This is a genomic window from Paraburkholderia sp. RL18-085-BIA-A (assembly GCF_046027075.1).
Lineage (GTDB): Bacteria > Pseudomonadota > Gammaproteobacteria > Burkholderiales > Burkholderiaceae > Paraburkholderia.
Genome location: NZ_JARESU010000009.1, coordinates 25,925 through 48,175, shown reverse-complemented (window position 1 = coordinate 48,175; position 22,251 = coordinate 25,925). Strand labels below are relative to the sequence as shown.

The following is a 22,251-nucleotide window of genomic DNA, read 5'->3' as shown; positions in this document are numbered from 1 at the left end:
GAACGGTCGTGACCCGAAAGGAATGCCTTGCTCGCATCGTCTTTATCTTGGTTCGGGTCCCCTCCGGGGCCGGACAGACCACTTAGCCGTTGTCAAATCGCTCCCGGAGGATAAGTGACCATCTTGAGCTTTGGTTTGATCTTGACTGGCGTCTTGCTGAACGCGATGGCGCAACTGTGGCTGAAAGCCGGAACCAACGCGCTCGGCGAGCTCAGCTTCAGCAGCGATGCAGCAGTCTCGACCATTTTCAGAGTGGGATTCGAACCCCACATCATGGGCGGACTCGCGTGCTATGTATTGAGTGTCGCAATCTGGATCGTGGCCTTGTCGAAGGTGCCTGTCAGCGTCGCGTATCCGATGCTCTCGATCGGATACGTGGTCAACGCGTTAGCCGCTTGGTACTTTTTCGGGGAGTTTCTCACGACCCAGAAGTTGATCGGTATTGCCGTCATTGTGGTCGGCGTGTATCTGGTCGCAAAGTCATAGGACACGAACACGGAGCCATACCATGCGAGTACTTGTAACCGGCGCCGCAGGTTTTCTCGGGACTGAATGCGTCAAGCTATTCCAAACACGGGCTCACGAGGTGATCACCACCGACAAGACAGGTACCGTCGATTTGCGTGGCGACCTTGCCGATCCGGAGTTCACAGCTTCACTTCCTGACTGTGATGTAGTGGTCAATTGCGCAGCGGTTCAGTACGTCACCAAGGGTGTGCCGCTCCTCTTCCGCAAATCGTTTTTCGCGCGCAACAACGTGCTGGCCGCGGAAAATCTTTGCGAACGTTACAAGCACGGACCTCATTTCATCCATGTCGGTACGAGCATGATGTACCGACAGACCGGGCGGGAAAGGTACGACATTCACAGCGAGATGGGTGGGGAAGGCGTCTACAGCCGGTCGAAGATGGCAGCGCAGGCGTTCGTCGACACCGTGCCGGGCGCTGCGACCATTATTCCTTGCATCATCGGCGGAGAAGGACGGGAAGGATTATTCCGGGGCTTCATAAAGATGATGAAGAAGTTTGGCTTCGTCGCTTTTCCTGGTCGCGGTGACCACAAGATTCACATGGTGCATGTGATTGACGTGGCGAGTCTGATCTATCGTGTCGCCGAAACGCGGGCCAGCGGCTTCTTCAATGCCGCAGATCCCGATCCGCTATCGATCCGAGAATGGATCGACGAAATTGCGGCGGAACTCGGCGTGCGGGATGTGAAAAATGTCTCTATCCCGCTGCTTCCGGTGAGCTTCCTTTCATGGATGTCCGGGTACCGGCTGCTCGCGCGCGAACAGTTGCTAATGCTTAAGCTTCAGCATGTATTGTCAATCGACGATTCTTTAGCAATCGGCTGGCGGCCCCGCTATTCGAATGGACGTATTGCAAGAGACATCGCGGCTCACATCAATCGCAGCACGGATTTGCAGGCCGCAAGAAAGCGCGAAGCGTAATCTGCATAGCGACGGACGGCATGGGCGTGCGCCATAGCACGCCGGGTTGCCGGCCTCGCGCGAGCGTATCGCGACGCTCGATACGCTCGTCAGGCACATTTCAATGGCGCTGTGACATTGATTGTTCACGGCGCAACAGCGTAGAGGGCACGCGCTTGCTCAGTAGTGGCCGTGAACAATTCGGAAGCGCAATGCAGCGGGCAATGATACGTAAGTTCTGCCAGAAGCCAGAGCGGCGGTGCTGGTTGAATGATGTCGTGGTGCATGTCAGTCCACCCAGCCACGCTGCCTCGCGTGCTCGATAAAGCGGTAGACGTCCGCGGCGAGCGCAGACGCACTGAACAGGTCTTCCAACTCCCCGATGATATCGTCGAGGTCGCGTGTACCGTCGCAGCGCGACAGGATCTCGCCAGCGCTCGGGTTGAGCTTCACCATTCCTTCGGGAGAGAACAACACGTAGGCGTCTTGCGCGCTTTCCCATTGCAGACGCAACATCGGTCTCAGATGGGGGCGTGAGCGGCTCGCGCCGTTTCGGGGCAATGAGCTCATTGCGAATAAGCCTTTTCGATCGCGTCAAGCGTCGACCACAGGATGTCGAGCTTGAATTGGAGGATGTCGAGCGCGCTGGGCGAGCGGAATACTGCCACGAAAATGCTGTAGCCCTAGTTCGCGCAATTGCCATTCCATTGCGGCAGACCGCCCCTCGCGCCGGAGCCGAGAATCTTGATCTTCATGGAGGTGCTCCGGGCGACGCTCATCGCTAGATGCCGTTGCAGCGGTGAGCGGCGCCTTGATCGTGCCGTTAGCGGTTGGCGATATACATCGTGACTTCAAAGCCGAAACGCAGATTGGTATAAGCGGGGGTGGTCCACTGCATGACTGTCTCCTTGGATACGCTACGTGGGTGAATTACCGCGTGAGAAATGCGGTGGAATAGCTCAACGCAAGCTCTATGCCGGATGGCCGCCAAGCTTCTCGACTGGCTCATGGATAGGCGTGACGATACGCGACGTTTAAAAAACGAGCGTCGGTATAGGCAAGCGGAGCATCCCGCATCACCCCGAAGCGAGGCGCGGTGGATGACACGCGTGGCACTGCTCAATTAAGGGACACCGGTGTTGCAAAACGCAACAGTGTCTGAACAGCGAGGCGTGCTCGATTGCGCAGCTTGGGCTGCGCGCGAGATCTCCGCCGACCGCTCAGAGATCGTCCGGGGCGCTACCCGAAGCAGATAGCGCAGGCATCTTCCGGTAAATGGTGTTGCGGGAAATCCCCAAGTCCCGTGCTGCGGCGGACACGTTGCCGCTGTGCCGGGCGACTGCCGCCGCGATAGTCGATGTCGCGACATCCTGCAGGCGTACCGCCGGCGCCGTACCGGCAGTCGGTGAATAGGTTGCTGCGCTTGGGGCATCGGGGTTGCGCCGCAGGTCCTCGAAAAAGTCGTCGGGCAGATGCTCAGAGCGGATCTCGCCGTCGTCATCGACCATCGCCGCAGCGGTGCGCAGCAGATTGCCGAGTTGCCGGAAATTGCCTGGCCATGCGCATTGCTCGAAGAGCGTCATCACCTCTTCGGCAACGGTCAGGGGCCTGCCGCTTGCGCAATCGGGAACCTCGCTCTGCAGCATCTTGTGGATGACCGTTGCAAGGTCGGTGCGTTCGCGCAATGGCGGCAGCTTTACAACGAGGCCGTTCAGGCGGTAATACAGATCGTCGCGAAAGCGATTTTGCGCGATCATTTCGCGCAGATCCCGGTGAGTGGCACAGACGATCGCGATGTCGACCGGAATTGACTTGCTCGAGCCGAGAGGATTCACCTCTCTTTCCTGCAGCACGCGCAGGAGGCGCACCTGGAGCGGATACGGCATGTCGCCGATTTCGTCGAGAAAAAGTGTGCCGCCGTTGGCCTGTAGTAATTTGCCGAGCGCTCCTTTACGCCGCGCGCCAGTGAAGGCGCCTTCCTCATAGCCGAACAACTCGGATTCGATCAACGTTTCCGGAATCGAAGCGCAATTTACCGCGACGAACGCGTTGTTGCGCCGAGGCGAATCGTTGTGGATTGCCTGGGCGAGAAGCTCTTTGCCGGTGCCCGTCTCACCGGTGATCAGGATCGGGATGCCTTTGCCGATCACCTTGCGGACCTTGCCGATCACTGCTGCTACTTGCGGGTCGCCCGTATCGAGGCAGGTCAATCGGGACAGCGTGCTGGGCGTCGCCGCAGGCCGCAATGCCAAGGCGCGTGTCGGTCGCGCGTCGTCCCGCAGGCCGGATGGCCAGCCGCCATTGGCAAGCGTGGCGCGTTTGAACTCGACACTCGCGCACACCACGGTGCCGTTGTGCAGATCAAGCGATATGTGCTGCCCGTGGCTCGAACGCAGGCGGTCGATCAGCTGTGGACTGGTGAGCCCGAACAGCGACGATAGCGCATGCGCACGCAGCGCCGCGAGAGGCATGCCTAACTGGAACTGGGCACTGCGGTTCGCCGAAAGAAAACGTCCGTCGCAGGTGAACGCAACGATGCCCTCCATGAGCGTACCGAGAAACTCGGGCCGGCCGTGGAAGGCTATTTGCAAGGTTTCGCGAAAGGTACTGGTGAACAAATGATTTTCGATCATCTGCACCGACATTTTTGCGAGTGCCATGGTGTGCTGATGATAACTGCGATGGTCGCCCGTCACGTCCAGCACGCCGATCAGATCGCCGTAGGGGTCGAGGATCGGTACGCTCGAGCAGGTCAGAAAGCGATTTGCGGCCAGATAGTGTTGCTCGCCATGGACGACCGTCGCGGAACGCTCGGTGATTGCGGTGCCAATCGCGTTGGTTCCCTGGCGGTCTTCGGCCCAGTTTGCTCCCGGGCGCAGCGCCACCTTTTCCGCGCGCCGCAGGAAGTCATCGTCGCCGATCGAGTGGAGAATCAGGCCATCGGCATCGGTCAGCACGATCATGCTTTGGGTGTTGACGATCTGTTCATGCAGCGTTTCCATCACCGGCGTCGCGTGTGCGCACAGAACGCGGCTCTGTTCCAACTTCAATAGGAGTTCGGCTCTGGGCAGCACGTCGTAGTCAGGACGTGTGGATGCACATAGGCCAAACGTTTCGGAGCGGTCGTGAGCTTTTTGTATGGATGGCGTAAGCCAACCGGATTCGCGAGTCGCCAGTGGGGTGCTGGCGTGCGACGTGTCATCGCGCATTGTCTCCTCCTGTTTGAGCGCCGGTCGAGTCGCCGGAACGTCTGTGTATTTTTCAGAAGCAAGTCCCGAGCCAATTTCGATCGTGGTTCCAGTTTGGGCGCCTATGCGCGCAATCGCCTTCGCGGATGCCTGTTTCGGCCGCGCAGTCGCAGTATTACACTCGTCGCTTTTGTCTATCCGGCAATTTTTTCCGGCGCCTTGGCACGACAGGATCGTGGTTGCGAAATGCGCAACAGCCGCAATACGTCATGCACAGAATTGCCTGCGGCGGTCATCACGTGGTATTCACGGTAGCGGACCCGACCGCCTGCGTTTCTGTAGGCCGGCTTCTCAGATGGTTCGGATAGCGGAAGTCGGCATTCGGTATTGCCACGATTCGATCTTGCCCATTTTCGCGTTGCGCGGGCGGTGCAGGGGAGTGGGTATGCGCGGCACATCTGGCTACCGAACCCGAATGGGCCATGCGCATGCGGCATGTGATTGAAACGCCATTCGATGCGCGAGTTGTATCAGTCGATGCCACATCGCTCAGGCTTCAGCCTTTCTACCGATAAGAGATGGGGGTCTTCAAACGTGGATATACGAAGTTTTGCCGAGGCCACTGCCATGAAGCGAGCCGAATTCAGCGAGCACCGGCGGGATGCCGCGCGTTCGCAAACGTTTATCGTTCTACCGTAGCCCGCTGAAGATCTGCTTGGGAGAAACGCGACCGACCCTAACGAGTCGGACTGGGCCTCCTGCGTTCGGCAGAATCCAGCCACATGCCGGGACGAATTCGTCATCGGCCATATTGTCAAAGTAACGTAGCTGGAGTTCACATCATCATGAAGCCCTTTTGCTTCGCAGCGGCCCTTGTCGTTCTCATCGCCGGCTGCGCTTCGACATCGCCACCCGCGGATGATCAGACCGCCCGGCCAGGTCCGGCCGATACGGATACCTACATGCTGCATGCGCCCAACAGTGCGACGCGCGGCGACTCCATGTCAAAGCCACCGAGGCTCAGCGTCGGTGTCAGCTATTCCGATACGCAATTGATTTTGCCGTGGTTCCTCAATGACATCATCAACTTTGTTAACTATCGCTAGTCCGACAGACCTGCTGCGATGTGACTGGGAGCGGCCGGTGACGATCTTGTTTAAGGAGAGCAACGCGCCCGCTCTATACGCTGGCCTTTTGCTTCCCGGCAATGTCGCGCTTCGCCGCGAATATCGGCTTTAAGTCGAACTTGCCCGTTTTGGCGCTAACAGTCGAGCCATCTCGCCATGCTGACGCTGCGAGGCGGCGTTATGTCATTGCGGGGGATCTTCACGAATCAAATTGAGCGAGCGGGCTAGCGTCACGACACGTCCCCATTCAAGGATTACCGACCAGAATGGCTGCGCTTCCAAGCCCCGTTCCTGGGCAAATTGCAGCATGGCATCGAACTGATCGCCAGAGCATCTAAAGGTTTCTCGCAGGGCGAGGGGGGTGTTTGGCGTAGGCATGGCAATCCTTTCTTATGACGTCACTCTCAAGGGGGTGAGTTGCACTTTTTCTAGACTGGATTATTTCCGCGTGCACATGAATTAAGCCACGTGACTCATGAAGGAACTGCGCGAGAGCGAACATACGCAAGCAGACGACGATTTCCCGCTGGCGTATGCACGGGCGACCCAGCGTACGTTGCGGCTCGCCGACGGCCCGATGAAGTGCACCACAATGCAATTGCGCGGCTTGAGTTCAGTCGCTACCGGAAACTCAGACTGTCTGATAGAAGACGGGCGCAGCGAACTGGGATGTGAGAGACCTGCGCCCGGCTTGAACGACCAGCTCCGAGCATGCTGCCAGGCGGACCAACCATCCTTCATCCATCTTGCAGTGGCGGATTCGCGCAATTCGTTCGAAAGAAAAAAGCCTTGGCTCCTGGGTTGACGACAACCGCGATCCTTTTTCTTTCCCCCAGCAGTTTCACTCGTCCTTGCCAGCACGTGCATGCGGCCGCCAACCACACGCAACCCGAACCATCCCGAGTGCCCGCTCGCCTCCGGGTACGAGACCGACCAGTTCGAGGCGAATCACAGTGCCGACGAGCATGACCGATAGAATCGCCTCGCCCATCACCCGGGCGAGCGCGATGCCAATGGCGCCGTACAGAGGCGCGAGAATGAGCGCCGCAACCAGATTGATCAGGCCCGAGCCGATGCCCACGACGGCAAGCAGACGGTCCTTTCTGCGTGGCAAGAATATGTAGCCCGCCACGAACTCGTTAAAGGCGGCGAACGGGAACATCCAGGCGAAAATCTGCAGGACATGAGCGCTCGGTCCAAAGGACGGACCCAGGATGAGCGGCAGCGCGAATGGCGACAGTGCGAGCGCGCCACAGAAAATCAGCAATCCGTATCCCATCAGCAGGGTCGCGCCGCGCCGGGTCGTTTCGTGCGCGCCTTGCATGTCGTTCTGTGCGAGCTGCCGCGTTATGGTGGGAATGAACACCTGCGCCGCCGGTCCCATCAGCGCGAGCGCGATCGTCGCGAAGCGTTCAGCCGCGCCGAAGTAGCCCACCTGATCGGGCGTTGACAACAGCGTCAACAGATAGGTCGACGATGCGGTGAATATGACCGACCCGGACGAGTAGAGGAAAAGCATCGTCGACGTTCGTACCAGAGGAGCGATGCCTGCCAGCCGGAGACGCGGCCAGCCCAACTGATAGATCGTCAGACCGTAGGAAATGATCGAAGACACAACACCCGCGATCAGTAGACTCGCGAGCACCCATACGGCGTCGTCGGGTCCTTTTACGAGCGTCAGGACCAGCACGAGGCTCAGCAGAAAGCCGAACACCTCGATGATGATGGGGGTTCGAAACTGGTGACGTCCCTGAAACATCCAGCCGAGGTTCATGCCGGACACGATCCCCAGCAGCGTGGCAAGCAGACCGATTAGAGGACGTTCGGACAGGACGGGCGAACACATCGTGGCAATGATGCCGATACACCCACCCACCAGGCCATGCGCAATACGCGCGCTCACATGCAGCGAGAAAATCTCCCTGCATTCTGCGTCCGATTGCGCCTTCGACACGTCGCGCATGCCGACAGGGCTAAAACCGTAATTCACGAGCATCCATATCACGTTCATGAGCGACATCGAGGCCAGTACTCGGCCGTACCCGGCTACGCCGAGCATCCGGCCGTAAAACGGCACCACGATGATGAGGTACACGTACCTCATCAAATAGCCGCCATAGACGAACCCGATTATCCGAACGCTTTTTCGTCGATCCATCCAATCCTCCGCGCAGGCGTTCTAGACCTCAGCGCCCAGCCACGCGACGGCGGGCAAGCGGGTTGGCGATATACCGCGCCGTAAATTCAGACAGTGGCGAGTAAGGGGGGAAACTCAAACTTGAAAGCACCAGTGTGCCAAGTTTTTTCCAGAGGCTCCAGAACGAAATCGCGCTTATGGTGTGTAGAAAGTGGCGAGAATCCCGCATCATCCCGCGCCACTCGTTCTGGAGCGTGGCGACACGACCTACGGGAGCAATGCCGTAGATCGCGTAGAAGCGCGCTTCGAAGCGGGGGATTTCTGCTTCCGGAACCGGGAAAAGGCGTCTCGTCCAGTTCACTACGCGACTCCGCGAAGAACGATATAGGCGAGGTGCTTGGGCGACTTTTTGTCGGCACCATTCACGCGATCCGGCACCTTGAAGCGAACCTTCAGCGTCCCGCCGCTCCACGCGAGCGTGACATCGTCGGGAGCACTTGCGGTACCGGTCAACGCGTCGATGAACTCCACGCGCGCATTGCGCGAAGCTGGCGGTTTGAGCTCCCCTACGGTGACGTTTTGCCACCCAGGATCGGCGCGTACCTGCATCACAACATCGTGGCCGGAAAGCAGTGCACTTCCAGAAACGCCTCGATCGAACTGCAACGGTTTCGAAAAGCTTGCCAGCGCGCCGTTCGCGGTCTTGTTCAGCACGACGAGGCTCCGCCCGGATACGTTGTAAGTCCGCACCGGCGGACCTCGATGCGTCAGACGGAAAGGTTCGTAACCGTCCCAGTGATACACCATCGACACATATTTGTTCGGATCGTCCCAGTTTCTGTCCAGTGCCCACACGGCGAAGTCGAAGAAATAGCACGGCAGATAATGCGGATCCTTCATGAATTCGTCACCGATCTCCGTTTGCCAGAGTCCGCGCGCGGGCCCTTTCTTCACATACTGTTGATACAGGGAATCCAGATCGGCGACGGGGAGATAATGCGTGTCGATGTAATCGACCCAATCTAGCATCCGTTCCTTCAACTCTGGGCTCCTGTACTCAAGCCATGTCTTGAAGTTATCCAGACCGCCCTGGTCCGGCCATCCACCGTAGACAACGTACGCGTGATAACTGCGGATGATCCGGGCTGCGGGAATATGGATGCGTTCAACGTAGTCCTGCATGGCACGCTCGTACGGTTTCGAAGTCTTCACGTTTCCGTCGGCATCCGGCCCGTGCCAGAAGGTCGCCTGGGCAAGTCCACCCGACAGCCTGCCCGCTGCCTCGTTCCAGATCTGGAAATAGCGCAGGTTGTAGGGCGGCGCGGAATATTTGCGTACTACCGCATCGACGTATCGCTTCCACGCTTCCACGTCCACGGGAGCCGACTTTGAATCGCCCGACACGGTCGCGTTCCAATGCGGCGTGTAACCGAGCAGAAGGAGCGAGGCGATTCCATTGCGGCTATTCGCAAGCAACGCCGGCGTCAGGTCGCTATCGAATGCGGAACTCGTCTTTTCGATGTGCATCGCGTCTTCCGGGCCGTGCGACTGGCCTGGGCCAACCGAGTCGCGTCCCCAACTGATGCCCATTGCGCGCCACATCTCAACGTCGCTCGGCGCACCCGCCCAGCCATTCGAACCAATCAACTCGCTGATCCTGCGGCCGCGCACTCGCGCAGACCGTGACTCGGGCATGGATGACAGCGCGGTCTGCCCGCGCGCAAGCGGTGTCACAGTTCCCGCGACTGCCGCGAGTATGCGCAACGCCCGTCGTCTGCTAATAACGCTCATGGACCGGTCCATTCGTCTGAGCAGCAACATGACCTCGCGGGCACGCTTGGCGCCGCGCCCCGCAACTGATTGCCGGCCTGGCCATACAGAATCCGCACCACTTTCCGTTACTTGCAAAGGGCATCGCCTTCTCCGTTTGACGGCGTCGCGAAAGATCTGGCGGCAGATCTTTCGTGGTAAGGACTATCAATGCGTTGCTTCGGGAATGCCGGAATCGCTGGCATATCGGCGTCGATCACGAGAACCCGCAAGCCGATCTCCACTTGCAAGGTCGCGAGGTTCGCCGCGACAAAGCTCTTTCCAGCGGAAGGTATCGGCCCGATAACCATCAGAAGATTATTGCGCGCATGCGCAGGCTGGTTGTCACCGCCGCGCCCACGGAGCGACGCGCCTCGACCCGAGGTATGGTACGCAAACCGCGCGCAGAGGACTCTGGTGTTGTCGGCTACAGCGACGCTGCTGCAGCCGTTCTGGCTGCACTGCCAACAAACTGAATATAGGCTGCAGTTCGCGGAAACGAATGATTAGTACGTCCTCCCACGCGTCGCAAGGCTTTGCGGCCCATGCCGTGGCGGTTGCACAGCAACTGCTGGTTCAGCGCGGCCACGGCGAAAGCGAGAATGTCCGGACCCTTCTAGGTGGACAGCGTATTCAAGCCAAATTACCTTGGCGAACAGATTCAAATTCGACGAGTCGCCGGCGCGAATTCCTCAATTCATGCTGCAATGAAGCATAGCCCGCAAAAAATGCCGCATATCGGTGACGGCATAAATTCGGGTGCTATTGGCCGATTAAGTGGAGCACATTACGAATACGGCGCTCGCAGAAAGCAGTGTTGCTATCCGTGACTGTTGTAACCAGGCTGCAGTGTGTGGGCGGAAAATGTTTCTGGTGGAGAAGGCTGGTGAAAGCTTCTTCCTCCGATTTCAAGGTAAAAATTTCGCGCCCCGGACAATTACGCCAAAACCCCTGGAATACCGGCCAAACCCGTTTTGCAGATTTCGATGCGCTAATCTCGCTACGCACCATGACTGTTCCGGCAACCATGCAGGGGGCTGCCTGAACTCGATTGAGAAGCCGGTTGTCCGGAGAACATGAGGCCACAGACTCTCAACGAGCGAGTTCGAGAGGCTCATGTTTCAACAATCCGTATTTCCGCAAGGCGCGGAACGTTTCTATTGCTGACTCGCCAAAACTGTGTGAAGGAGAACGACCTGAATGCTAACTTCAAAACTGGTTCCGGGCCGGCTCAAGACTATTCTGTATCGATACGTCGCCGAACGACCTCAGGAGGAAAGACTGTTCGATACACTTCGTCCAAAATACGTTTCGTTGAGGATTCCAGGTGAATACCAGCCCTGTAACCCAACATTGTGTTTCGACGGAAGGGGCTATGCTCTCGTTGTCAGATCTGTTAACTATGAATTGATGGAAAGTGGTGACCTGAGGTTGAATGGTGCAGATTACGACACCATCAACTATATTGGCAGTTTGTCCGCCAATCTCAACGTGCTTGGCATGAACACTCTGGAAGATGCTGCTTTCAGACAGGTATCGGATAAGTCTGTAGACGGATTCGAAGATCTGCGAACCTTCTTCTGGAAAGAAGATCTATGGTGCCTGGGTAGTGCGCGCCGTAATGCGGACGACACTAACACGATGGCACTTCTGAAAATATCCGGAAACCGTGTTGCGGAAAGTTATCTTCTTGAATCGCCACTTGGTTCGCGTCGCGAGAAGAACTGGATGCCTTTCGTTTCCGATGGGAAACTCCATGCGATTCACACAATGAATCCGTTGACGATTGTCGAGATCAACGAGCGCGGCGCAACAGTGTCGCTCAGGAAGCCATTGAAAGTGCCGAAAGACCTGTTGGGATCATCGCAATTAGTCCGCTGGAAGGACGGTTGGCTGTGTGTGGTACACGAGCGCAGTCGCGGGAAAAAGCATCTTTATAAACACAGATTTGTCTATTTCGATCCGAGTTGGGAGGCGATGCTATCTGACCCGTTCTACTGGAAGGAATATGGCGTGGAGTTCTGCTGCGGCTTGGCGGTTCATGATGGAATCGTTGCAGTCGGGTTTGGCGTCAACGATTCGGAGGCGATCATCGCGCAGTTCAATGAACTCGATATCGATCGGCTGCTGGAATGGGGTTGAGGACGGAGCCTCTGGCCACCGCTCGCGGGCTGCATATTGACGATTGTCGAGGCTCTTTGCTATCCGGCCTCCCTTTAGCGAATCAGGAGAGGCCGGATGTACCGCGCAGTTAAATGCTTGCCGGCTTACTTGTCCGGGTTGCTAGCCGTAAAGCTCGTAAATGCGCTATAAGACGGATTGATTTGCGAGCCGTTCATCATAATACCGAACGTATTGTTTCCGCTATCGAGCACGTAATACATCACCGACTGGATGTTGTGAGTCTTTCTTGCCTGATAGTACTGGCCCAGTTTCGTGGTGATGTAATTCGCGCGGTACGCTTCGGTTTGTTCCGGGCCCGTGTTCCACTCGGTGATGATGAAAGGCACGCCATATCGGGCCTTGCAATACGTTGGCAGATCGAAGCCAGGACCAGCGCCGTCGGTGCCGATGTTGAAAATATCGCCGTAGACTTCGTAGTTGTGCCAGGTCGTAATGTCCCAACGCACCTTGGAATAGCCGCTGCTGCCGTCGGGTTGAGTACCTTCCCACAACGCATCGGATGCGCCAACATCGTTCACGCAGAAGTTGATACCGCACTTCGCAGAAGATTGGACCGACTTCACCCCATCGATCATGCCGCGCATCACGCCACGCATTACAGGCCAGTTCGCATTGTTGAAGTCGAGTGCCTTCGTGCCTGCGTTGGTGGAATCCAGAATAATGGCGCCATCGCGTGTCAGCTCATTGCCACATTCATAGATGGTCACGCCGTACGGCATCAGCGCACGTGCGACCGTTGAGCCTGTTGAGTAGGCGGCGCTATAAGCAGTCGACTCGCCGGAGAAGAGTTTGCCGCTGCTGTCGTAGAGGCCCTGGTTGATCAACACGAGCAACTGGATTCCGGCCGACTGGAAAGTTTGCGCGAGCTTGGCCACTGCATTGATTTGCGTGGGGTCGGACGTGCAACCGACGCGGTAGCTCGTGCAGCCCATCGCCTTCAAGATCGTGACCAGTTGTGCGGGCGTGTACGTGTAATCGAAGTGCCCATTCATACCGTAGAAGCTACCTGCAGTCGGCGTGGTGCTAATGCGCGGATCGGTACACGCCAGCCATTGGACCGCAACCTCTGCGTTCGCGTAAAACTGTCCACTCGTATTGCAATGATAGACCTTGCCCCCGTACCAAAGTACGAGCGCCACGTTGAAATTGGGACCGGCGGCGACGCCATTCCTATAAAGGATGCCGTTGACAAGCGTCCATTTCGAGCCCGACTTATCGATGATGTACGGCGCGGAAGGCAGCGTGGTGCCGTCCGCGGAAGTGCTGCCCAAACGCGGATCGGAGCAGAACACCCACCCTGAGCCGTTCCATTGATAGAAGTAACCGCTCGTGTTTTCGTGGTAAATGCTGCCGTTGTACCAAAGCGCGAGCGCTGCATTGAAGTTATTCGCTGCTACTGCACCGTTCTTATAGACCACCCCGCCAGACAGCGTCCATACGGCCCCTGCGCTGTCTGTAATCGAACTTGCCGGTGGCATCGCCGTGCCGTTTCCGGATGCAGTACTCGCATGCGCCGTTGCTTTGCTGGTAGCAGAGCCAGTAGTGCCACTGCTACCGTCTTCGCCGCCGCCACCGCAGGCCGTCAAAAGATAACTTCCACCGAGGGCCGCAAGCCCACCAATAAATTGACGTCGTTTTATCATGGTTGATTATTTTCCACTGTCGATAAAATTATCGGAAAGATGCAAATATTTATCTTTAAAGACTTCGAATTAATGAGTTTTTATGGATAACTCGACTTACTTCGTTATGCTAATTATGTAAAAAATCTTCTTCTGAATTCTGGACGCAGCTTAAATGCTGATTAAACCGAGCGACGGTAGGCTCGACTGCGCGCGGCAATCCAGCAGACGAACGTAGTCGATCGCTGCCGCGAGCGATTCGCACGTCCTACTGCGTCAAAAAAGTTGGGGAGACGACGTGACCACGACATCCATTGCTGCTCGGACCTCTTGCCATCGGATGCGCAAACGTTTCACCAGATGAATGCCGATCGCCATAGCAGCACGCAATTTCTTCCGTACCCTTTCGTGAACGGGGTAGATCCTACCCGAAGTACTTTCCGAATCCTCCACGAAATAGTACTTTCCGGACAAATAGTAATAATTTTCCTAATAAATTGTTGTGTCGCCAAAATCCCTACTTTCTGGTGATGATAAGAGGATTGGATCTTCGCGATTATTTCGATTCGACCCTCCCCCTAAAAAATCGCGTTTTGCGGAGTGACTTCAAGTGCGATAGCGGGCCAGTTGGTGATGCACCGTTCGAGGGGCGTGTTTTCGCTGACGCTCGGATAATAGCCATTGCCGGAACTCCGCGAACTTATTTAGTCGACCCTGAACAATGCGTCTTGCGTGCCACCGGTGTCACACCGTCACGTCGGCGGCAATGCTGAGGTTGAACAAAGCAGCAAGAACGAAGGCATAAAGAAGCCGCAGCATCCTGATGATCATCCGCAGATCGTAGCCAGCGCCGCATAGGACCGCGTGAATCGCATCGCCCAAGGCGCCGTTGAGCCAGTTCCGATCGAGCTTTCCGTCCGCCTTCATGTGGCCGATGGCCGGCTCAATTGCGCTGCGTCGCCTGATCATTGCCCTTGGTGCGCGCGTGATGCCGCGCCGCACGCCGGGGTGATAGACCGTCACGCCATCAATCGCGACGCCCTTGTAACCACGGTCGACGGCGGCGACCTCTGGCCTGACGTCGCTGAGGATCGCCGCCCGTTCCAACGCTCCAGCCAGCGTGTGGCCGTCGTATGGATTGCCCGGCATTGAGTGCATCCCCACCACGTGTCCTTCCTTGGGAGTCGTCGTGATCGACACCTTCACGCCGAATCCGTATGGCGTGCGCGCCTTACCCTTGGCCAGACACTCGACTTCCGGGGCGTGCAGCGCATACAGCTTGTTCCTGTCCTTCGGCTTCTGCGACAGAATCCACTTCGTGCGGCCCATCAGCTCCTGCAATGCCGCGCGGCTGCAATCGGCCACCGTGTCGAGTTGCCGCTCGACATCGCGCATCACCCGACCCACACGCGAGCGCAACGTGCGCAGTGTCTTTCTCATCCGTTTGTATTGCTTCGCATGTGCGTAACGACTGATCTGGCTTGCCAGGCGTGGCGCCTGACGACTGTAGTTCTGCCGCAGCTTCAGGCCCTGTCTCGCGGTGGCCTTCACCAGGTGTTCGCGACACCGCTCGAGCAGGCGCGAATCGGTCGGATGCAGCCGCTTGTGCCAGCGTGTCAGGCTCGATGGGTCAACTGGTGGTTTCGTTCGCAGGTAAGTCTCGCCGGTGAACACCTGCCAGTACGGGTTTTCGACCCATTGCCAGACGACCTCTTCGTCGGACACGTCGAAGGCATGTCGCAGGTAGAGCAGACCCGCAAGCAGGCGCGGCAATGTAGCCGGGCGGCCCTTGCCGGACACGAAGCTCTCACCCATCGAAGCGTCCAGCCGTTCCCCGTTCATCAGGTCGGCCAGGCGCACCAGCGGATGCTTCAGGTTGATCTGTTCACGCAGTGATTGCCGGAAGGACCTGGCGTGTTCGGAGGGTTTGAGGCGTGCAGTCTTTGCAATCCCGCTGTCTTCAGCGCCACCGGCTCGGGAGATAGGCCGAAGACATCAATGAAATAATCGGAGGTAGAGGCCGCAACTAATGCAGCCACGATATTCGACGGGTCTGCATTCGAGTTTTCGAGTGAAAACCGATTCTTGATTTGTCGCGGCCCGCTTCGTGACCGCGCTGGCCAACATAAACTATCGACCGAGTAACCTTTTTGCTGAAAAAACCAGATCAGGATGATAGGTTTTCATATAGTGCATAACCCGCGCCCTCAGCCCCCATTCTGGAACCGCATAGACCTGGTAGACCAAAATCGCCTCATTTGATATCTCGTATTTTTTCGAGAAATATAATTGCAAAAAGCTGCTACTGGTTAAAATGCCCCGATACAGTTCTGCAAAAGGACGCTGGCATAAATAAGTCTTGTTATATCCTATAGCGAAGGGAACGAAATCTTTCGTTTTTCTGGCGAGATACGAGAACAAGGCCATGCTTACCTCTGGCCACTCGGGCCTGAATACGTCGTCGATCGCGATAACGCCGTCATCGCTAACGACTGCTTCGGCCAGATTCAAATCGTTGAGGGCGACATCGTGATGATGTCCCCCGTCAATATGAAAAAAACGAACCTTTCCTACTTTTCCTTCGATATCGCTGGGCGTTACATCTGTAGAGGGCCGTTCGTCGATAAAAACGCCTTTCACGTCAACGCCAAACTTCGTCAGGTTCCGGACAAAGACATCTTTATCACCGCAACCGGAGATGTCAATATTGAACTCTTGTTTCCCGAAGATATCGATTGCGTAGCAAAGGCGCCCGTTGTTGCTGATCGCCATCGGAATGAATGACTTTCCGTGATGAACTCCAATTTCTGCGACGGCGCCAGTAATGCCATTGTCGAGCTGTGATTCGAGTAGTCGCGCGAATATTTCGGCGTCACATCTTGCTAGCCACCCATCAACTTCTTTTCTTCGGCTCCTGATGTATTCGTCGAATGTTTTACTGGTCATAATCGCCCTCTTTATTTCAGTCGATGATATGCCGGCTAAGAATTATCAATGGTGTGCGATGCTCAACGAATTTCAGTAACGGGACGCTGGAATGCGCATCGCGATCATGGTACCGTCGCGTCACGCGCCGTACGGGTGTTTTGGCCGACCACGTGGAGGTGTTGGCCGATTGTGGTGAATATTCGCTGAGGTCGCTGGACGGCAGATCCACGAGATACAGTGCGGGTTTGCCGTCGCGATCGGTGGCCGGCTTGAACAGGTACAGATATGGACCGCGTCGTGCACATGAAGCTTGCACACATCGGTGCCGTCTTCGTTCACGAGCCACACGCGGGGATCAACCACATCGTGCGACCACTCGTGACAGAACGCGACCGTACGGTCGTCGAATGGTCGATAGATCGACTGCAGCCACTGCCTGGTTTCGTAGATCACCGTGCGCGTGCTGTCCTGCAGGTCGATGCCAAGCAGCCGGCAGCGTGGACGCTGGAAGTAGAACCTGTGAAACTTCTTCCAATCGGTCAACGGCATATAGCCGCTTGCCACGTTCTCGATACGACGACCTTGTTGCGCGCCGAATTGGCGACCCATGTGCCGTAGCTGACGAAGTCCTCAGGCACCTCGTACAGCACCGATTCAGTGAGCGTTAGAAGCCGCAGTCGCAGCAAGCGCCAATCGCCCTTGACGTAATGCAGGTCCTCGTCGTCAAGCGGCAGGAAGCCGTCGAAGTGTGGTCGCCGGGCCCTTCGGTCAGTTGAGTCGCCACTCCCGTCGGCAAGTCCAGCCGCCAGTAGTTCCGGTGGCCGTTGAACCTGCCTCCGAATAGCAGCCGGTTGCCGTCGTTGCTGAAACTCTTCTGGCAGAAGTAATTGCAACGGCATGTCACACGACGCGGCGTGAGCCGCGTCACTTCCACGTCATTTTTTCAACGGCTATTTTTTGGGCATCGACGATTCGTTCGCTATAGTGGCCGGACGTTGAAAACGTGACGAGATTGCGACCGAACGCGGCGAGTTGAACGTTTGCGCCGGTTCCCGCGGGACCGACACCCTCGGCGCATCTTTACTTTCACTTCCTTGCCTCGACCCTGTATCTGGGACTAAAGCCCTAAAAGAACAATATTCATGATGAGCGGTGGACGCGTTAATGTACCAGCGCCGCGCGGCCGGGTACCTGACGTTCGGTACTCGCGCGCCATGCGTGCGAAACGTGCTTCTACCCATTGATTCAATTTTTCATGGATTTTTTATGCTTATCAAGAATGTTGCAGTCAGTCTGCCTTCCAAAGTCGTTACGAACGAAGAAGTTATCGATATGATTCGCTTCCATTCCACGGAATACGAAGGCGACATCGACCGGGGTATGCGGACCATCAAGACGCTGCTCGACCGAAGCGGGCTGGTCAACCGGCGCTGGTGCGAAAGCCACGAGACGCCCATTGATCACGTCGCGATGGCGACGCGCAGGGCGTTATCGGAATCGTATCTGCGGCCGGAACATATCGAGCTGTTCATTTTTGTCGGCATCGGCAGGGGATTTCTCGAGCCCGGCAACAGCCATATGATGGCCAGCGCACTGGGATTCGTGAATGCCGAATGCTTTGACGTGGTCGATGCCTGCATGAGCTGGACGCGAGCGATGTCGATTATCGACAGTCTCTTCAAGTCCGGTCAGTACAGAAACGCTATGATTGTGAATGCCGAGTTCAATATGCTGGCCGGCGGGCCACTCTTTCCGGCAAATTTTGCGTTGAAGAACTCGGCTCAAATCGAATATACGTTGCCGTCGTTTACGATCGGCGAGGCGGCCACCGCCACGCTGCTCGTCGCGAACGAGCCGGATAACTTCAGTTTCGCGTTCCGCGCGCGCCCGGAGATATCCGACCTGTGCACCATTCCGATTCCGGGCTACGAAGGGTTTTGCCACCCGTCGGAGCGGATCGGAAAGAATGGCGACATGCGTTTCACATCATTCGGTCATGAGCTTCACAAGAATTCGGACGAGCTGTCCGCGGTGCTGGAGAAACTGCCCGTGCCGAAGAAAGAGATTGACATCGTCTTTACCCACGCATCGTCGAAGGCGGCGTGGCATGGCTTTGGAGCAAAGGCGGGAATCGAGGACAAGATGTATCACATCTACCCGGAGACCGGTAATCTCGTGTCGGCGTCGATCCCGGCTGCCATTTCCATGGCCAAGGAAAGCGGGCAGTTGAAGAGAGGCGACAGGGTGTTGTGCTGGGTCGGCAGTGCCGGCATGTCATTCAACGTTAGCAGCTTCAAATTCTGAGGCTGAGCAGGCAAAGATAAAGTACAAATGAAAGCCATTTCAGGGGGCATCCGCTATCTCAACCGGGTCGTTTTCGACGCCGCCAAGGTATCGGACTACAGTGTGTTGGCGGTTGGCGTGATCGGTACGATCGGGCATCCGGTGTACTGGCTGTGGTGGACGTTCGTCGATCCTCAACCCAACGAAAACATGTTGATGCGCGTGATCGGCACAGCCGCCTGTGCGCTGCTGCTTTTGCGCCGTTACTGGCCCGCTTCGGTGGCGCGCTTCCTGCCGTGGTATTACTTCGCGACGGTAGCCTATACGCTACCGTTCTTTTTCACTTATTACCTGTTGGCCGGTCACTATTCGATGCTCTGGTCGATGGCCGAGCTGGGGATGATCTTTTTCCTGATCGCCATTTTCCCGTCGTTTGCCGCGTTGTCGCTGAATCTGTTGTTGGGAATCGGCTTTGCGATCCTGTGCGCGAAGATCGTTACTCCGCAGTCCGTCTACGTGGATGCGCATCTGTTTCTCTACACCTATTTGCCGGTGTTCACGTTCGGCATTTTCGCCGGCCTCACGTTCAGCTATAGCAACCTGAAGGGGATCGTCGCGCAGGCCAGAAACGGCGCGCTGCGCGCGCTCGCCGGCTCGATCGCGCATGAAATGCGCAATCCGCTCAGCCAGCTGAGGCTCGTGCTGGATCGCGTGGAAGAGGCGCTGCCCGCCGCGGCGGATGCCCGCACCCCGCCGGCCCTGTACGACAGAACAGCGTCGCTGTACCGGCATCTCGCACACGGCCAGCTATCGATCGAGCGCGGTCTGCGCATCATCGCGATGACGCTGGATGAAGTGAGCGCGAAACCCATCCCGTCGGACCGTCTCGTCTATCTGAGCGCGGCGGCGGCCACGCGTAAAGCGCTGGACGAATACGGCTTCGCCGACCAGCAGGAGCGCGCGAAGGTCCGGCTCGTGGTGCTCGAGGATTTTACGTTCAAGGTCGACGAAACCGTCTATCTGTTCACGCTGTTCAATCTGATCAAGAATGCGCTGCATCATATTGCCGCGCATCCTTCGGCGACACTTACGCTCACGGTCGACCGGCAAACGGTGCTGGTACACGACACCGGCCCGGGCATTGCGCCCGACATCCTGCCGCACCTGTTCGAGCCTTTCCGCACTACCGGCAATTCGGCGGGTACGGGGCTTGGCCTTGCCTACTGCCAGCGCGCGATGCTCGCGTTCGGCGGCACGATCGGCTGCCGCTCGGAAGTCGGCAAGTTCACGCGGTTCACGCTGCAATTTCCCGTCATCCTGGAGCGCGAGGTGGCGGACCATGAGCAGAAGATCATCGACCGCGCCACGCCATTTTTCAGCGGCAAACGTATTCTCGTCGTGGACGACGATGCCGCTCAGCGGAGCAGAACCCGCCGCGCATTGTCGAAGGTCGGCGCCGACGTGAGCGAAGCGGAGAACGGCGAGGCGGCGTTGAGCGTGCTTCAGCAGTCAGCGCGCTTCGACCTCGTGCTGATGGACATCAACATGCCGGTTCTGGACGGCTACAGCACCGCCGAGAGAATTCGCGCGGACCGTCAGTCGCCGAACTGGAACGTGCTGATCGCCGCCTATACGGCGGAGCCGGGCAACGTGACCCGCGCGCTCGCCCGGCGAGCCGGCATGGACGACATGATCGGCAAATCCTGCAGCGTGGTGGAATTGATCACCACCCTCGAGACCCTCTTTGAAAACGGCAATCGCTATCTTCACAGCGAGCGCTTCGAGGGGTTCGCCGGCAAGACGATCCTCGTCGCGGACGACGACACCTACAGCCGGCTGGTCGCCAAAGGCTATCTGGAGCGATGCGGTGCGAGTGTCATCGAGGCCGATCACGGACCGGCGGTGCTGGCGAAGCTGGAGGAGGGCCACGCGATTGATGCGATCGTGATGGACATGAATATGCCGGGAATGGGCGGCGTGGAAACCACCGAGCTGATTCGCGCGCGCGCGGACGCGTATGCCGAACTCCCCATCGTTGCGTTGACCAGCCACGCCGACATGGATGCCGTGCAGGCCTGTCTTGCCGCGGGTATGAACGAAGTCATGCTCAAGCCCGTTCAGGTCGGCTCGTTCTACGCCGGCCTGGCAAGACAGTTTGCGCGGCAACGTGCGTTGCGCTCGCCGGCGCAGGCCGAGGCGGCACGGACATCCGCTGTGCAAGCCGCCACGTCTGAGCCGCTCAAGGAAGCGCCGCTGCTCGACGAGAAGCACCTCGAAGAACTGGTCGCGCTCGATTTGCTGGACCAGACGTTCCTCAACGGTATCGACCAGATTCGCTCGACTGTCGCGCGGCTCGCGGCCAGCGTGGCGGTTCGCGATCTCGAAGCGACGCATGCGGCGTTGCATGTTTTGCTGGGCGTCAGCGGCAATATTGGCGCAAAAGCGCTGCATCAGTTCGTGCGGCAGATCTATCCGCGCGTGGTGGAAGGCGAATGGCCTGCGCAGGCGGACTGGCTGGCGCGAATCTGCTCGTTGAGCGACCAGTCAGCGCCCGCTCTGCGGACGTATTTTGATTCGGCGAACGCGCGTGGCGATCATCGGGACGTGTTGAAGGATTGACGGCAGTTTGAGGGTGCGGGGCTGGCATCAGGCTTGAGGCGATCACGCGGGACGCGTATTCGAATGCGCGCAAATCGCCGATCACGGAGAAGGTGCCACTGGTCGTGCAGTTGTGGCGCCTGAAACGCCTTGCGATGCGCCGTATCCAGCGCTGCATAGCGCTCGAACCGTCCGTGCGTGAACGCGAGCGTGACGACACAGCGTGCGCCGAGCGAATTGTCGCGGTGCGATTCCACGACCCACGATACCTGAATGAAAAGGCGGGTGCCTTCGTCACAACTGCTGACGGCCGGCACTTTCGGCGATTCAAAAATCTCGGCAAGCGCGAATTCTATTTCCTCGACGCGGTGTTCCAGTCTGACTCATTCATCGGTGTCTCCAGCAAGCAACGGGCTCTCAAAGCCGACTCAAACAACATGCGTTCCCTGTTGCGCGGGCAAATGCCGTGTAAGCCGGCTGGGGCGGCTGGGCATGGCTGATGCTATTGACCAGATGCCAGTCGGCGCGCACGCCGGCATTGCGCAATTGAAAGATTGAGTCACAGGGGGACGAGATACATCATGGATCAGATCCTGAAAAATGCATTCGTCGCGTTTTCAATGATTGCGTTGATGGCGGCGGCTTCCGGCTGCAGGCGCGCGGACAACAACGGCAACGACGCCATGAGTGCGGGGAGCAGTGGGGTCATGAGCAATTCAGCGGGTGCAAACGGCACGCCGGGTAGCAGCGATGCGGCGAATCGCGCGAACGGTGCTGCTGGCGGGGCTGCTAGCGGCACAAACGCGGCGAGCAGCGAGGCGCCCGTTGTAAGTACGCCGGCAAGCGCGGCGAGTCAGTAGACGGGGACTGCGTGATGTGGCGAGCGCTTTGCGCGAGGTTTCATCAAGAGCGCCGCCGCTGCCATGTCCAGCAGGAGCAAACGCGA

The 22,251-nt window shown here is 57.7% G+C and carries 21 protein-coding genes and 2 pseudogenes; 9 read left to right on the top strand and 14 right to left on the bottom strand.

Going from position 1 to position 22,251, the window contains the following annotated elements:
• The first annotated feature begins 114 nt into the window (after nucleotides 1-114).
• Nucleotides 115-486 carry an SMR family transporter gene (locus P0D89_RS08690; RefSeq protein ID WP_408362137.1) on the top strand — a complete coding sequence of 124 codons (372 nt, stop codon included), beginning with the start codon at nucleotides 115-117 and terminating at the stop codon, nucleotides 484-486.
• A gap of 22 nt (nucleotides 487-508) precedes the next feature.
• Entirely contained in the window at nucleotides 509-1,450 is a 942-nt protein-coding gene (locus tag P0D89_RS08685; RefSeq protein WP_408362138.1) for an NAD-dependent epimerase/dehydratase family protein, read from the top strand.
• 267 nt (nucleotides 1,451-1,717) lie between these two features.
• On the opposite strand, the gene pqqD is transcribed toward P0D89_RS08685, so the two are convergent.
• From pqqD to P0D89_RS08665, 4 genes and pseudogenes are all read right to left on the bottom strand, one after another.
• Nucleotides 1,718-1,999, bottom strand: a complete 282-nt coding sequence (pqqD, locus tag P0D89_RS08680; RefSeq protein ID WP_408362139.1) for a pyrroloquinoline quinone biosynthesis peptide chaperone PqqD — start codon at nucleotides 1,997-1,999, stop codon at nucleotides 1,718-1,720.
• A pseudogene (locus tag P0D89_RS08675) lies at nucleotides 1,996-2,073 on the bottom strand (pyrroloquinoline-quinone synthase PqqC); the annotation flags it as partial. The pseudogene P0D89_RS08675 and the gene pqqD, both read right to left, overlap by 4 nt.
• Nucleotides 2,074-2,252: 179 nt before the next feature.
• Nucleotides 2,253-2,327, bottom strand: coding sequence for a pyrroloquinoline quinone precursor peptide PqqA (gene pqqA / locus P0D89_RS08670; RefSeq protein WP_408362179.1), 75 nt, complete (start codon nucleotides 2,325-2,327; stop codon nucleotides 2,253-2,255).
• 322 nt (nucleotides 2,328-2,649) lie between these two features.
• Nucleotides 2,650-4,638: a sigma-54-dependent Fis family transcriptional regulator gene (locus P0D89_RS08665; protein WP_408362140.1), complete on the bottom strand. Its 1,989-nt coding sequence runs from the start codon at nucleotides 4,636-4,638 to the stop codon at nucleotides 2,650-2,652.
• Nucleotides 4,639-5,462: 824 nt separating this feature from the next.
• Here P0D89_RS08665 and P0D89_RS08660 point away from each other — a divergent pair.
• Nucleotides 5,463-5,723 (top strand): hypothetical protein, encoded by a 261-nt coding sequence (locus tag P0D89_RS08660; protein WP_408362141.1) that lies wholly within the window; start codon nucleotides 5,463-5,465, stop codon nucleotides 5,721-5,723.
• A gap of 204 nt (nucleotides 5,724-5,927) precedes the next feature.
• Here P0D89_RS08660 and P0D89_RS08655 read toward each other — a convergent pair whose 3' ends face one another.
• Nucleotides 5,928-6,122: a hypothetical protein gene (locus P0D89_RS08655; protein WP_408376422.1), complete on the bottom strand. Its 195-nt coding sequence runs from the start codon at nucleotides 6,120-6,122 to the stop codon at nucleotides 5,928-5,930.
• 97 nt (nucleotides 6,123-6,219) lie between these two features.
• Between P0D89_RS08655 and P0D89_RS08650 the strand changes: the two genes are divergently transcribed.
• A complete protein-coding gene (locus P0D89_RS08650) occupies nucleotides 6,220-6,549 on the top strand; it encodes a hypothetical protein (RefSeq protein ID WP_408362142.1) in 330 nt (109 codons plus the stop codon).
• Between the two features lie 36 nt (nucleotides 6,550-6,585).
• Here P0D89_RS08650 and P0D89_RS08645 read toward each other — a convergent pair whose 3' ends face one another.
• Genes P0D89_RS08645 through P0D89_RS08635 form a run of 3 tightly spaced genes read right to left on the bottom strand, consistent with a single transcriptional unit; the run spans nucleotide 6,586 to nucleotide 9,684 of the window.
• Nucleotides 6,586-7,902, bottom strand: coding sequence for a lipopolysaccharide biosynthesis protein (locus P0D89_RS08645; RefSeq protein WP_408362143.1), 1,317 nt, complete (start codon nucleotides 7,900-7,902; stop codon nucleotides 6,586-6,588).
• Between the two features lie 28 nt (nucleotides 7,903-7,930).
• A complete protein-coding gene (locus P0D89_RS08640) occupies nucleotides 7,931-8,242 on the bottom strand; it encodes a hypothetical protein (RefSeq protein ID WP_408362144.1) in 312 nt (103 codons plus the stop codon).
• On the bottom strand, nucleotides 8,242-9,684 hold the full coding sequence (locus tag P0D89_RS08635) for a hypothetical protein (protein WP_408362180.1): 1,443 nt from the start codon (nucleotides 9,682-9,684) through the stop codon (nucleotides 8,242-8,244). Before P0D89_RS08635 ends, P0D89_RS08640 begins: the two co-directional genes overlap by 1 nt.
• Before the next feature lie 892 nt (nucleotides 9,685-10,576).
• Here P0D89_RS08635 and P0D89_RS08630 point away from each other — a divergent pair.
• Nucleotides 10,577-10,735, top strand: coding sequence for a hypothetical protein (locus P0D89_RS08630; RefSeq protein WP_408362145.1), 159 nt, complete (start codon nucleotides 10,577-10,579; stop codon nucleotides 10,733-10,735).
• Between the two features lie 155 nt (nucleotides 10,736-10,890).
• On the top strand, nucleotides 10,891-11,832 hold the full coding sequence (locus P0D89_RS08625) for a hypothetical protein (RefSeq protein ID WP_408362146.1): 942 nt from the start codon (nucleotides 10,891-10,893) through the stop codon (nucleotides 11,830-11,832).
• Nucleotides 11,833-11,957: 125 nt separating this feature from the next.
• Here P0D89_RS08625 and P0D89_RS08620 read toward each other — a convergent pair whose 3' ends face one another.
• The 5 genes and pseudogenes from P0D89_RS08620 to P0D89_RS08600 form a co-directional block, all read right to left on the bottom strand.
• On the bottom strand, nucleotides 11,958-13,517 hold the full coding sequence (locus P0D89_RS08620; RefSeq protein WP_408376421.1) for a hypothetical protein: 1,560 nt from the start codon (nucleotides 13,515-13,517) through the stop codon (nucleotides 11,958-11,960).
• A 723-nt stretch (nucleotides 13,518-14,240) separates the two neighbouring features.
• Nucleotides 14,241-15,446: an IS5 family transposase gene (locus P0D89_RS08615; protein WP_408362181.1), complete on the bottom strand. Its 1,206-nt coding sequence runs from the start codon at nucleotides 15,444-15,446 to the stop codon at nucleotides 14,241-14,243.
• Between the two features lie 180 nt (nucleotides 15,447-15,626).
• Nucleotides 15,627-16,442: a class I SAM-dependent methyltransferase gene (locus tag P0D89_RS08610; RefSeq protein ID WP_408362148.1), complete on the bottom strand. Its 816-nt coding sequence runs from the start codon at nucleotides 16,440-16,442 to the stop codon at nucleotides 15,627-15,629.
• 120 nt (nucleotides 16,443-16,562) lie between these two features.
• A complete protein-coding gene (locus tag P0D89_RS08605; protein ID WP_408362149.1) occupies nucleotides 16,563-17,033 on the bottom strand; it encodes an oligogalacturonate lyase family protein in 471 nt (156 codons plus the stop codon).
• Nucleotides 16,964-17,328, bottom strand: a pseudogene (locus tag P0D89_RS08600) (oligogalacturonate lyase family protein). The gene P0D89_RS08605 and the pseudogene P0D89_RS08600 overlap by 70 nt, the downstream one beginning before the upstream one ends.
• Before the next feature lie 260 nt (nucleotides 17,329-17,588).
• On the opposite strand from P0D89_RS08600, the gene P0D89_RS08595 reads away from it, so the two are divergent.
• Both P0D89_RS08595 and P0D89_RS08590 read left to right on the top strand, forming a co-directional pair.
• On the top strand, nucleotides 17,589-18,728 hold the full coding sequence (locus tag P0D89_RS08595) for a 3-oxoacyl-[acyl-carrier-protein] synthase III C-terminal domain-containing protein (RefSeq protein ID WP_408362150.1): 1,140 nt from the start codon (nucleotides 17,589-17,591) through the stop codon (nucleotides 18,726-18,728).
• Between the two features lie 27 nt (nucleotides 18,729-18,755).
• The gene (locus tag P0D89_RS08590) at nucleotides 18,756-21,326 is read left to right on the top strand and encodes an ATP-binding response regulator (protein WP_408362151.1); all 2,571 of its coding nucleotides are present in this window, start codon (nucleotides 18,756-18,758) and stop codon (nucleotides 21,324-21,326) included.
• Here P0D89_RS08590 and P0D89_RS54790 read toward each other — a convergent pair.
• Nucleotides 21,302-21,622: a DUF3022 domain-containing protein gene (locus tag P0D89_RS54790; protein ID WP_494478164.1), complete on the bottom strand. Its 321-nt coding sequence runs from the start codon at nucleotides 21,620-21,622 to the stop codon at nucleotides 21,302-21,304. The two genes, P0D89_RS08590 and P0D89_RS54790, sit on opposite strands and share 25 nt — an antisense overlap.
• A 264-nt stretch (nucleotides 21,623-21,886) precedes the next feature.
• On the opposite strand from P0D89_RS54790, the gene P0D89_RS08580 reads away from it, so the two are divergent.
• Nucleotides 21,887-22,165: a hypothetical protein gene (locus P0D89_RS08580; protein WP_408362153.1), complete on the top strand. Its 279-nt coding sequence runs from the start codon at nucleotides 21,887-21,889 to the stop codon at nucleotides 22,163-22,165.
• The last annotated feature ends 86 nt before the right edge of the window (nucleotides 22,166-22,251 follow it).